The sequence below is a fragment of the Kluyvera sp. CHPC 1.2972 genome, assembly GCF_036759925.1.
Taxonomy (GTDB): Bacteria; Pseudomonadota; Gammaproteobacteria; order Enterobacterales; family Enterobacteriaceae; genus Kluyvera.
Window position 1 is genome coordinate 54,721 of record NZ_JAPKIB010000020.1, and the last position, 11,260, is coordinate 65,980.

The following is an 11,260-nucleotide window of genomic DNA, read 5'->3' on the forward strand; positions in this document are numbered from 1 at the left end:
ATGTACAAATGTACACAAGCTTGCTAGTGTTGTCTGCACACTTTCCGACCCGACGCGAATGGATGACAACGTTAACCTCCCGTAAAGCCCTACAATTACGCATGTGGGCGCTCTTTATGTTCTTCTTTTTACCCGGTTTACTCATGGCCTCCTGGGCCACACGAACCCCGGCAATCCGCGATATTTTATCGCTCTCGACGGCAGAGATGGGCATCGTGCTGTTTGGCCTGTCGATTGGTTCGATGAGCGGCATCCTTTGTTCCGCGTTTCTGGTGAAACGATTCGGGACCCGTAAGGTCATCCGTACCACCATGTCGTGTGCCGTCTTTGGCATGATGATTTTAAGCCTCGCGCTGCACTTCGGCTCCGCATGGATCTTCGCCATCGGGCTGGCTATTTTTGGCGCCAGCTTTGGCTCTGCCGAAGTGGCGATCAACGTCGAAGGCGCGGCGATTGAGCGTGAAATGAAAAAAACCGTGCTGCCAATGATGCACGGCTTTTACAGTTTCGGCACGTTAGTTGGCGCAGGCGTCGGTATGGCGGTCACCGCGTTTGGTTTACCGGCAATGTGGCACATTTTCGTGGCGGCGCTGATAGGCATTGCGCCAATCGCTATCGCCATTAAAGCCATTCCTGAAGGCACCGGCAAAAATGCGACGGAAGATACGCACCATCAGGAAAAAGGCGTGCCGTTCTGGCGCGATATGCAGCTGATGCTGATTGGCGTGGTGGTACTGGCAATGGCCTTCGCCGAAGGCTCCGCCAACGACTGGTTGCCGCTGCTGATGGTTGACGGCCACGGCTTTAGCCCTACCTCCGGCTCGCTGATTTACGCTGGCTTCACGCTGGGCATGACGGTCGGGCGCTTTACCGGCGGCTGGTTTATCGACCGCTACAGCCGTGTTACCGTGGTACGCGCCAGCGCGCTGATGGGTGCGCTGGGCATTGCCCTGATTATCTTTGTCGACAGCGCCTGGGTTGCCGGCGTGTCGGTTATTCTGTGGGGGCTTGGCGCATCGCTCGGCTTCCCGCTGACCATTTCCGCCGCCAGCGACACCGGCCCGGATGCCCCTACCCGTGTGAGCGTTGTCGCCACCACCGGGTATCTGGCCTTCCTGGTTGGCCCACCGCTGCTCGGCTTCCTCGGCGAACACTACGGCCTGCGCAGCGCGATGCTGGCCGTACTGGCGCTGGTTCTGATTGCCGCTCTGGTGGCGAAAGCGGTGGCAAAACCTGAGCCCCGCGTTGTAATGGAGAGTCACTGATGAGCGTTAAACTGATCGCTGTCGACATGGATGGCACGTTCCTGAACGATAAAAAAACCTATAACCGCGAGCGCTTTCAGCAGCAATATCAGCAGATGAAAGCGCAGCAGATCCACTTTGTGGTCGCTAGCGGCAACCAGTATTACCAGTTAGCCTCGTTCTTCCCGGAGATTGTGGACGAAATTGCCTTCGTCGCCGAAAACGGCGGCTGGGTGCGTGATGCCGGTGAAGACGTCTATAACTGCGCTATGCCGCGCGACCACGTCGATAAAATCGCCGCCTTCCTGCACACCCGCCCGGAAATTGAGATTATCGTCTGCGGTAAAAAGAGCGCCTACACGCTAAAAAGCTACGACCAAAGCTTCCACGATATTGCCGTACGCTACTACCACCGCCTGGAGTTGGTGGACAATTTCGATAAGCTCGATGACACCATCCTGAAGTTCGCGCTGAATATCCCGGACGAGAAAGTGCCGCAAATGCAAACGCTGCTCGACGAGAAGCTCGGCCATATGCTAACCGCCGTCACCACCGGCCACGGCAGTATCGACCTGATTATTCCAGGGGTACACAAGGCCAACGGCCTACGATTATTGCAGGAGCGCTGGGGCGTTAGCGATGATGAAGTCGTGGCCTTTGGCGACAGCGGCAACGATATTGAGATGGTGAAGCAGGCGGGCTACGGCTTTGCGATGGCTAACGCCAACGACGCGGTGAAAGCCGTAGCGGGCTATCATGCGCCGCACAACAATGAAGAAGGCGTGCTGGAGATCATTGATAAGGCGTTGAAGGGCGAAGCGCCGTTTGCTTGATTGTGCCAATCCCGGCGGCGCTTCGCTTGGCCGAGCTACGTGTTGGGTAGCCCGGACGAGGTGCGAAGCACCGACTCCGGGGTTATTTACTGCGGTTGCAGCCCGCTACCTACCGCTTTATCCCGCAGGAACATCGTCATCAGCCCCAGCCACAGCAGGCCGCCCGCCAGGTTAAACAGGCTGAACAGACCAATTCCGCCCAGCTCATAAAAATGCTTACTGAGCTCAATCCCCACCGTAAAGATCAGCATTTGCAGCATCCCCATCGCCGCAGAGACCGTGCCTTTACTCATATCGCTGGCGAACAGCGTCAGGCGCACCAGCCCGGCGTTGGCAAGACCAATCCCGAAGGCATAGAAGCTTAACCCAGCGGTCATCCATAAATAGGCATGGGATGACACCACCGTCGCCGCTGCAGCCAGCACCAGACCAAACATAATCGGGTAACCCCCGGCGATAATCAGCGCACGTACCGTACGGCGTGAGGTCAGACGCGCCAGCACCAGGTTACCGAGGATCAGCGCCCCGAAAATGGGCACCTGCAGAAGACCGTACTCATAGCTGCTGGCATGTTCGCCGCTGATGATAATCACCGGTGACTGAGCAATCCACGCCAACAGCGGCAGGCTGACGAAGCCCGTTGCCAGCGCACCGGCAACGAAACGCCCGTTTTTCAGCACTTCGCGGTAATCACGGCCCAGCGTTTTCAGCGACAGCGTTTCACCCATGCGGGTCGCCGTTTCCGGCATCGATTTAAACAGCCCAACGAAAGCAATCGCCGACAGCGCAGCGAAGAGCACAAACATCCCTTCCCAGCGCGCCACGTGGATCCACGCCGCGCCCACCAGCGGCCCCAGCAGAGGCGCAATCAGCGCGACGTTCGCCATCAGCGCCGTAATTTTGATACAGGTCGCCTCGTCGAACGACTCCTGAATTGCCGCATAGCCCACCGCGCCAATAAAGCACAAGCTCACTCCCTGCAAGAAACGCAGGAACGTAAACTGCTCAATATTGTTCACCAGCAGCGTGGCAAGACAGGTGACGATAAACCAGATAACGCCGGTCAGCATCACCGGTCGGCGGCCAATACGGTCCGAAAGCGGCCCAAGCAGCCATTGCAGGAACATACCCCCTGCCAGATACGCGGTCATTGAGGTCGGTACCCACTCGTTGCCTGCGTTAAATTCTTTGACGACAGCAAGCATGCCCGGCTGGATCATATCGTTGCCGATATAGGTGGAAAATTCGTAGAGCACGAGGCAAAGCGGGAACAAAATTGCCTTACGCCCTAAGCGTTTCCGGGAAGAAGAGGAAGTATCCATGTGGCTCGCATCTATCATAAAAACGCGCAAGTTTAATCAATGCGCAGTAGTGGTGATAGTTAATTATCACGCAGCTTAACGATTTCGCACAAATTGATGCTGTTAAGATTGGCTTAAGGTAGCGGGCGCTATACTCTACGCCACTTAATGCAGAACCTTAATTTCAGACACTTGTACGCCGATAGCGTGATTCAGACAATACCGCTTTACGGTCCAGGATTGGCTTTTTAAGGTGGCTGTCATAAAACCGTCATTTGCGAAACCGGAACGTTATGCTGGAAAATCTTAACCACTCGCTGTTTTTGCTGATCAACGCAACCCCAGCGTCTTCACCTTGGGCGATTTCATTCGCCACCTTTGTTGCTCAGGATCTGATCCTGATAGTCCCCCTACTCGCCGCGGCCATGTGGCTGTGGGGAGCGCGTAAGCAGGTTCAGGCGCAGCGCCATCTGGTGATTAAAGTCGCGTTAGCCATCGCCGTCAGCCTCGCGCTGTCGTGGATAATTGGTCAACTGTTCCCGCATGAACGTCCGTTCGTTGAGAACATCGGTCACACCTTCCTGAACCATGCACCGGATAACTCCTTCCCAAGCGACCACGGCACGGTGATCTTCACCTTTGCGCTGGCGTTTTTGTTCTGGCATCGCCTGTGGTCCGGTCTGGTGCTGATGGTGGTCGGCGTCGCGATTGCCTGGTCCCGCGTCTATCTCGGCGTGCATTGGCCGATGGACATGCTCGGCGGATTCCTGAGCGGCCTTATCGGCTGCATGGTGTCGCAAATGCTGTGGCAGTTTATTGGCGCCACCGTCTACCCACGCCTGCAGCAGCTGTACCGCGTGATCTTCTCGGTGCCGATTCGTAAAGGCTGGGTGCGTGACTAGACCTGCGCTCGCAGGTAAAATAACGCGTTGACCCCGGCATCCTTGCCGGGGCATTTCCGCTAGAGGAACTATGGAAACACGACGCGACGAGCGAATGGGTCAACTGATTCAGGCACTGAAACGTAGCGATAAGCTACATCTCAAAGAAGCGGCAGCTCTGCTTGGCGTTTCTGAAATGACGATTCGTCGCGATCTTAACAGCGAAAGCGGGCCCGTCGTACTGCTCGGCGGCTACGTCGTGCTGGAGCCGCGTAGCGTTCCTCACTATCTGCTAAGCGACCAGAAAACCCGTCTGGTTGAAGAAAAAAAGCGAGCGGCGCGCCACGCGGCAGCGCTGTTGAAACCGCATCAGATGGCCTTTTTCGACTGCGGCACCACCACGCCATGGATTATCGACGCCATTGATAACGACCTGCCGTTTACCGCCGTCTGTTACTCCCTAAACACTTTTTTAGCCTTGCAGGATAAACCCAACTGTCGTCCCATTCTCTGCGGCGGCGAATTCCACGCCAGCAATGCTATTTTCAAACCACTGAGCGAGCAGGACACGCTCTCGCATCTCTGCCCGGACATCGCCTTCTATTCCGCAGCCGGCATCGATATTGAAATGGGGGCAACCTGTTTTAATCTTGAGGAACTGCCGGTGAAGCACTGGGCGATGCGCCAGGCGCGCTATCATGTGCTGGTGGCGGATCACAGCAAATTTGGCAAAGTGCGCCCGGCCCGTATGGGTGACCTGACGTGCTTTGATGTGATTGCCAGCGACATCTGCCCGGATGATGAGCTGGTGGCGCTGGCAAAACAGCAGCAAATTTCGCTGCTGTATTAGCGGGATATTACGAGAACCAGCTGCCGAACCACTCGTGGAATTTCATCAGCACGAAGTCCATCATGCGGCTGAAGAAGCCGCCCTCTTCGACCGCTTCCATCACGATCAGCGGACGCTGTTCAATGGTTTTGTCGTTAAGCTTGAAGTCGATGGTGCCAACCACCTGGCCTTTAGTTAACGGCGCGGTCAGCTGCGGCTGCGTTAAGGTGTAGCTGGCCTTCAGGTTTTTCAGCTGGCCTTTCGGGATGGTCACCGAACCGGCTTCCCCTGCCCCAAGGTTCACTTCACTCTTATCACCAAACCAGACGCGCTGGCTGATAAAGGTGGCATCCGGCTTGATTGGCGTGACGGTTTCATAGAAACGGAAGCCCCAAGTCAGCAGCTTCTCCGACTCGTTAAAACGCACGCGGTCGCTCTTGGTACCCAGCACCACCGCAATCAGGCGCATATCGCCCTGAGTGGCCGAGGACACCAGATTATAGCCAGCCCCCGCCGTAGTACCGGTTTTCACGCCATCAACGTTGAGGTTCGAGCTCCACAACAGACGGTTACGGTTCGGCTGACGAATATTATTGAAGGTGAACTCTTTCTCTTTATGTACCGCATACTCTTCCGGCACATCGTGAATCATTGCTCTGGTCAGCAGCGCCATATCGCGCGCGGTGCTGTACTGCCCCGGCGCATCCAGGCCGTGAACGGTTTTGAAGGTGGTATTGGTGAGGCCGATTTTCTGCGCGTAGCCGTTCATCAGGCTGACGAAGGAGTCCTGGCTGCCGGCAACGTAGTCGGCAATGGCGATGCTGGCATCGTTACCCGACTGGATAATCACCCCTTTATTGAGGTTCTCGACGGAAACCTGCTCGCCGGGCTTGAGGAACATCACCGATGAGCCGCGCAGCGCCGGGTTGCCGGTGGCCCACGCGTCACGCCCGATGGTCACCATATCGGTGAGTTTGATTTTATTCGCCTTCAGCGCCTGACCGACCACGTAGCTGGTCATAATTTTTGTCAGGCTGGCCGGGTCGAGTTTCTCATCGGCATTGCCCTCTGTCAGGACCTTACCGCTGGCGTAATCCATTAATATAAAGGCACGGGCGTCGATTGCTGGCGCGTCCGGAAGTTGTTCCGCCGCCTGCACCGCCGGTGCCACTAAAAGTAAAAGCGCTGAGCCTGCCATCAGGCTCTTGAAGGAGTTAGCGTTGCACATCATAAAAGCCACCCAAGTATCCATTCCCAAAAACGCGCCACGACAGTACCGTGCTGCACCCGGCCGTGAGTAATAACGTAGAAACTCTCTTAAAGAAACAGTGAGTTGGTAAAGTTTTTTAAGTTTACGCAAGATCCCCTGATTGTGCTGAAAACCTGACATTTTTTTTGATCGAGATTGCGTAAGCGTTTACTTTGGCCCACATTTAATCTCTGCTAAATAAACGGGAGTGGATATGCTAACGCTGTGGGGAAGAAATAACTCAACGAACGTGAAAAAAGTGCGCTGGACGCTGGCAGAGCTTGGCCTGCCGTATGAGCAAATTATGGCGGGCCAGGGATTTGGCGTGAACCGCGACGCGGCCTATCTGGCACTTAACCCTAACGGCCTGGTACCGATGCTAAAAGACGGCGACGACGTGCTGTGGGAATCAAACTCCATCGTGCGTTATCTGGCGGCGCAGTACGGCGCCGAAAGCCTCTGGCAGGCGTCACCTGTTCAGCGGGCGAAAAGCGAAAAGTGGATGGACTGGGCCAACGAAACCCTCTCGCCAGTGCACCGTAAAATCCTCTTCGGGCTGGTGAGAACGCCGGTAGAGCAGCGCAACATGGCCGAAATCAACGCGGCGATTGAAGCCTGTGAGCCGCTGCTGGCGATCCTCGACAACACGCTGGCGAACCAAACCTGGCTTTCCGGCGAGCAATTTGGCGTGGGTGATATCGCCGTGGCGCCGTTTGTCTATAACGTGCTGGAAACCGTCAAAACCTGGCCGTCACTGCCACATCTTGAGCGCTGGTATCAGCAGCTCGCACAGCGTCCGGCGTTCCGCGACGTGGTGATGATTCCGGTGAGTTAAGCCACTCAGGTGCGCTGGCTACTCCCGCGCACCTGCAGTTTCCCCACCAGCCGGACATGCGCCGCCGTATCATCCCCCTCACACAGGTAGTTCACCGCCATTCTCCCCAGTTCGCTATAGGCTAGCTGCACGCTGGTCAGCGCCGGAGTCAGCTGATGGGCAATACGCTGATCGTCATAACCACACACCAGCACGTCGCGAGGAATCACAATATTGAGCGTGGCGAGCGCCTGATAGCAGCCAAGGGTCATCCAGTCGCTGGCGCAGAAAATGGCCTGCGGCGGTTCCGGCAGGCGCATCAGCTCAAGCGTGGCGTTAAAGGTGGCATTCAGCGACCAGTCGGTCGGTTTAATCAGCGTTTCATCCACCGCGATCCCGGCCTGCTCCAGCGTCTGGCGATACCCTTCGAGGCGCAGCACGCTGGCATCCATCCAATCATCGCCCATGATATGCGCAATGCGCGTGATGCCCTGAGACAGCAGATGGCTGACTATCTGGCAGGCATTGGCGCGGTCATCGGGAAGAAAGGTCGGCAGCAGCGGGCGCTGCGGGTCGTACTGGTTTAACAGCACCACCGGCTTATGAATAAGCGCGTCGAACGGCGAGAAATCAAAGGCGCGGGTTACCGGGCTTGCCAGAATCATCCCCGCGCAGGCGCGTTGGTCAAGCTGGCGCAGAATATGCGCCGCCATCTCCAGATCGTCGCCGTAGTCATAAACGGTCAGCAAAGTATCTCGTTGCCAGGCGGCGGAGACGGCATCGCCAATGGCCTCGACAAAGGGGTCGTAGTTCGGCATTCCGCACAGCAGCAGGGCAATCTCCTCCTGCCCTTCCTGACGATGAGGCACGATAATCTTTTGATAGCCAAGCGCTGCCGCTGCCGCATAGACGCGTTCACGGGTGGCTTCACTCAGGCGAATCGCCCGACTATTGTTGAGCACGAGAGACACCGTCGCCTGCGAAACGCCCGCTTCCCTGGCAATATCACTCATCGTTATTTTGTTTTTCTTCGCCATGTTCACTCCTTGTCGCCGCCGACTATAGCACAGTTACCCCACGCTTTTTTTGTGAACAATCCGACACTTCAACCGTATCAGGATTGCGTCCAGCGTCTGAGTTAATAAATATTAGCTAATAATTATTAGCAAGGAGAAAAAATATGCACTCGCAATGGCGCGAATCACAGGCGCAGGCCTGGTATCAACAGCACGGCTGGGCATGCGGCTTTAACTATCTGCCGCGTAGCGCGGTCAACTGGACCGAAATGTGGCAGGCAGAGACCTTCGATGCCGCCATCATCGACCAGGAGCTAGGCTGGGCCCACGACTACGGCTATAACGCGCTGCGCACCAACCTGCCGTTTATCGTTTGGGAGGCCGACCGTGACGGCCTGCTGGCGCGCATCGACACCTTTTTGACGCTGGCGAAAAAGCACCAGATTCAAGTGATGCTAACGCTGATGGACGACTGCGGTTTCTCCGGCGACGAGCCGTACCTCGGCCCGCAAAAGCCGCCGCGCGAGGGCGTGCACAACAGCCAGGCGGCGGCAAGCCCCGGCCGGGCCATCGTGATGGACCCGGCACAATGGCCGCGCGTAGAAGCCTATGTCCGCGACGTACTCAGTCGTTTTAAAGATGATGAGCGCATCACCATCTGGGATCTCTACAACGAGCCGGGCAACCGTGGCATAAACCTGTCAGCAACCGAATCGGCAGAGTATGACCAAGCGTTGGAGACCTTCGCGCTAGAACTGATGACCGCCACCTTCGGCTGGGCGCGTGAAGTGGGCCCAAGCCAGCCGCTCACCGTCGGCGCGTGGCACATTGATCACCCCCAGTACGGCACGCTGCAGCACCCGATTGATATTGCCGCGCTACGGTTATCCGACATCATCAGCTACCACAACTACAACAATGCCGCCCGCCAGCTCGGTGTACTGGAAAGCCTGACAGCATACCAACGCCCGGTACTGTGCACCGAATGGCTGGCACGGCATATGGACTGCACGTTCAGCGAGCAGCTACCGCTGTTCTGCGCTTTCGATACCGGCTGCTATCAATGGGGGCTGGTGCAGGGCAAAACGCAGACCTGGATCCCGTGGACCAGCGTCAACAGAGATCATCCCGATCCTCAATCATTGTGGTTCCATGACGTGCTGACGCCCGATGGCAAACCATGGTGTGAAGAAGAAATGCAGCTGGTGAAAACGCTGGCCGGCTATCGCCAGACGCATCGTTAATCGTAATACACGGAGGGTTCATCCATGAAAAAGTCAGCCTTGTTCCTGCTTGCCTGCTGCGGTTTCGGTGCGATGCCTGTCGCGCACAGCGCCGATCAGGTGGAACTCCGTTTTGCCTGGTGGGGCGGTAAAGCCCGAAATCAGGCTACCCTAAAGGCGCTGGACGCCTTTGAGGCCAAATACCCCAATATTAAAGTGAAGGCGGAGTACACCGGCTGGGACGGTTTTTACTCGCGCCTGACCACGCAGATTAACAGCAACACCGAAGCCGACGTTATCCAGACCAACTGGAACTGGCTGACGCTGCTGTCGAAAACCGGCGACGGTTTTTACGATCTCAACAAACTGAGCCAGCCCATCGGACTCGATCAGTTCTCCCCCGCGGCACTCGCCAGCACGACGGTGAACGGCAAAGTTAACGCCATCCCGGTTTCCGCCAACGTGATGCTGTTTTACTACAACGCCGCCACCTGGAAAAAAGCTGGCGTGCCGCTGCCGAAAAGCTGGGATGACCTGCTTAAAGCCGGGCCGGTGTTTAAAGAGAAGCTCGGGGATAACTACTATCCGCTGATCCTGACCGAGCAGGATTCACTGCTGCTCCTGAACTCCTGGGTCTATCAAGGGAATCAGAAGCCGATGGTGGATGAGAAGACCCGCAAGCTCGGCTGGAACCATGACGATTTGGTACAGGCCTTCACCTTCTACCGTCAACTGGTGGCGGCGCATACCGTGCCAGACTCCCGCACGATGGCCTCTTTCGGCAAAGGCATTGCCTATGAGATGAAGCCGTGGATAAACGGTGAATGGGGCGGTATCTACAACTGGAACGTGATGTACACCGCTGAGTCACAGAACCTGAGTAACCCGGCAGACCTGGTGATGGGCGATTACCCGATGCGCGAAGGCGCCAAAGATGCCGGACAGTTTAATAAAACCGCGCTGATGCTCTCTATCAGTAAAAATACCCGCCACCCGCAGGAAGCGGCGCTGCTGATCAACTTCCTGATGAGTGAAAAAGAGGGCGTGGTACCCGTGGGGCTAGAGCGCGGCGTGCCGCTGAGCAAGGCCGGGGCGCAGATCCTGCGCGATGCCGGGTTACTGAAAGAGGACGATCCGGTGCTGACCGGGCTGACGCAGTCCGCCGCGTTGCCAAACCACGCAAAGGCGCTGCCCTATCTTGAAGACCCGCAGTTCACCGCCCTCTTCCTCGCGGCGCTGCAAAGCATCGACTACGGCAAGGCAACCGTAGACCAGGCGGCAACAAACTTTGAGGAGCAGGCAAATCGAATTCTGCGCAGAATCATGCGCTAAGAGAACCTCTTTAGACAGGGGGACAAACGTCCCCCCGATTTCAAGCATGAGTCATTGGTGATTCAGCATCCAGCTGACGAATGCTGGTCGTCAACGCCGTCAGGCAGCGCTCCAGGGTTTCCACGTTAACCGCAATATAGGACGGGCAGTCGTAGCGCCCCGTCATCAAACACACGGCAGCGGACGCTAAGGCCTCACCCGCCTGCCGCATCATTTCCAGTTCGTTCAGCGAACTACACCGCTTAAGCGGCACAACGTTACCCCGTAGTTCGCCACACAGTTCGAGCAGGTTAGTACGCAGATGATCGTTATCACCGACTGACATATACCCCTTTGCCTTTCGAAGCTGCAAATAGGCATCAAGGTCAATTCGCGCATTGATGAGTCGCCTCATCATCTGGCGTTTCAGTTTGCTATCCGTCATGCATTTACCTCCCTTGCCACCCATTGGCTTTTTCATTATGAGATTGCTTAACGAAAGGAATGAATCGCCACGGATAATCTAGACACTTCCGAGCCGTTGATAATACTGGTTTTC

At 56.5% G+C, this 11,260-nt stretch carries 11 protein-coding genes; 7 read left to right on the plus strand and 4 right to left on the minus strand.

The window, feature by feature from the left end; genetic code table 11:
* The first annotated feature begins 8 nt into the window (after positions 1–8).
* Both V6944_RS21110 and V6944_RS21115 read left to right on the plus strand, forming a co-directional pair.
* Positions 9–1,265, plus strand: a complete 1,257-nt coding sequence (locus V6944_RS21110; protein ID WP_333500382.1) for an MFS transporter — start codon at positions 9–11, stop codon at positions 1,263–1,265.
* Positions 1,265–2,077, plus strand: a complete 813-nt coding sequence (locus V6944_RS21115) for a Cof-type HAD-IIB family hydrolase (RefSeq protein WP_333500383.1) — start codon at positions 1,265–1,267, stop codon at positions 2,075–2,077. The genes V6944_RS21110 and V6944_RS21115 overlap by 1 nt, the downstream gene beginning before the upstream one ends.
* Before the next feature lie 86 nt (positions 2,078–2,163).
* On the opposite strand, the gene V6944_RS21120 is transcribed toward V6944_RS21115, so the two are convergent.
* Complete coding sequence (locus V6944_RS21120) at positions 2,164–3,399, minus strand: MFS transporter (RefSeq protein ID WP_333500384.1); 1,236 nt, start codon at positions 3,397–3,399, stop codon at positions 2,164–2,166.
* 272 nt (positions 3,400–3,671) lie between these two features.
* On the opposite strand from V6944_RS21120, the gene ybjG reads away from it, so the two are divergent.
* Together ybjG and deoR are read left to right on the plus strand one after the other, a co-directional pair.
* Positions 3,672–4,280, plus strand: coding sequence for an undecaprenyl-diphosphate phosphatase (gene ybjG / locus V6944_RS21125; RefSeq protein WP_333500385.1), 609 nt, complete (start codon positions 3,672–3,674; stop codon positions 4,278–4,280).
* Between the two features lie 70 nt (positions 4,281–4,350).
* Positions 4,351–5,109: a DNA-binding transcriptional repressor DeoR gene (gene deoR / locus V6944_RS21130; protein WP_333500386.1), complete on the plus strand. Its 759-nt coding sequence runs from the start codon at positions 4,351–4,353 to the stop codon at positions 5,107–5,109.
* 7 nt (positions 5,110–5,116) lie between these two features.
* Here deoR and dacC read toward each other — a convergent pair whose 3' ends face one another.
* Positions 5,117–6,319 carry a serine-type D-Ala-D-Ala carboxypeptidase gene (gene dacC / locus V6944_RS21135; protein WP_333500394.1) on the minus strand — a complete coding sequence of 401 codons (1,203 nt, stop codon included), beginning with the start codon at positions 6,317–6,319 and terminating at the stop codon, positions 5,117–5,119.
* Between the two features lie 232 nt (positions 6,320–6,551).
* Here dacC and V6944_RS21140 point away from each other — a divergent pair, with 232 nt between their 5' ends.
* The gene (locus V6944_RS21140; RefSeq protein ID WP_333500387.1) at positions 6,552–7,172 is read left to right on the plus strand and encodes a glutathione S-transferase family protein; all 621 of its coding nucleotides are present in this window, start codon (positions 6,552–6,554) and stop codon (positions 7,170–7,172) included.
* Between the two features lie 5 nt (positions 7,173–7,177).
* Here V6944_RS21140 and V6944_RS21145 read toward each other — a convergent pair whose 3' ends face one another.
* On the minus strand, positions 7,178–8,188 hold the full coding sequence (locus V6944_RS21145) for a LacI family DNA-binding transcriptional regulator (RefSeq protein ID WP_333500388.1): 1,011 nt from the start codon (positions 8,186–8,188) through the stop codon (positions 7,178–7,180).
* Positions 8,189–8,331: 143 nt separating this feature from the next.
* On the opposite strand from V6944_RS21145, the gene V6944_RS21150 reads away from it, so the two are divergent.
* Positions 8,332–9,411, plus strand: a complete 1,080-nt coding sequence (locus tag V6944_RS21150; RefSeq protein WP_333500389.1) for a 1,4-beta-xylanase — start codon at positions 8,332–8,334, stop codon at positions 9,409–9,411.
* A 24-nt stretch (positions 9,412–9,435) separates the two neighbouring features.
* A complete protein-coding gene (locus V6944_RS21155) occupies positions 9,436–10,722 on the plus strand; it encodes an ABC transporter substrate-binding protein (RefSeq protein WP_333500390.1) in 1,287 nt (428 codons plus the stop codon).
* Positions 10,723–10,762: 40 nt separating this feature from the next.
* Here the strand turns inward: V6944_RS21155 and V6944_RS21160 are convergent, their stop codons facing one another.
* Positions 10,763–11,146: a biofilm formation regulator BssR gene (locus V6944_RS21160; protein WP_333500391.1), complete on the minus strand. Its 384-nt coding sequence runs from the start codon at positions 11,144–11,146 to the stop codon at positions 10,763–10,765.
* Positions 11,147–11,260 lie beyond the last annotated feature (114 nt).

What these genes read in the sequence shown, in the direction of transcription:
- V6944_RS21120 (WP_333500384.1), bottom strand. Translation starts at nt 3,399, where the DNA reads ATGGATACTTCCTCTTCTTCCCGGAAACGCTTAGGGCGTAAGGCAATT.
- V6944_RS21110 (WP_333500382.1), top strand. Translation starts at nt 9, where the DNA reads ATGTACACAAGCTTGCTAGTGTTGTCTGCACACTTTCCGACCCGACGC.
- dacC (WP_333500394.1), bottom strand. Translation starts at nt 6,319, where the DNA reads ATGATGTGCAACGCTAACTCCTTCAAGAGCCTGATGGCAGGCTCAGCG.
- V6944_RS21115 (WP_333500383.1), top strand. Translation starts at nt 1,265, where the DNA reads ATGAGCGTTAAACTGATCGCTGTCGACATGGATGGCACGTTCCTGAAC.
- V6944_RS21140 (WP_333500387.1), top strand. Translation starts at nt 6,552, where the DNA reads ATGCTAACGCTGTGGGGAAGAAATAACTCAACGAACGTGAAAAAAGTG.
- ybjG (WP_333500385.1), top strand. Translation starts at nt 3,672, where the DNA reads ATGCTGGAAAATCTTAACCACTCGCTGTTTTTGCTGATCAACGCAACC.
- V6944_RS21150 (WP_333500389.1), top strand. Translation starts at nt 8,332, where the DNA reads ATGCACTCGCAATGGCGCGAATCACAGGCGCAGGCCTGGTATCAACAG.
- V6944_RS21145 (WP_333500388.1), bottom strand. Translation starts at nt 8,188, where the DNA reads ATGGCGAAGAAAAACAAAATAACGATGAGTGATATTGCCAGGGAAGCG.
- deoR (WP_333500386.1), top strand. Translation starts at nt 4,351, where the DNA reads ATGGAAACACGACGCGACGAGCGAATGGGTCAACTGATTCAGGCACTG.
- V6944_RS21160 (WP_333500391.1), bottom strand. Translation starts at nt 11,146, where the DNA reads ATGACGGATAGCAAACTGAAACGCCAGATGATGAGGCGACTCATCAAT.
- V6944_RS21155 (WP_333500390.1), top strand. Translation starts at nt 9,436, where the DNA reads ATGAAAAAGTCAGCCTTGTTCCTGCTTGCCTGCTGCGGTTTCGGTGCG.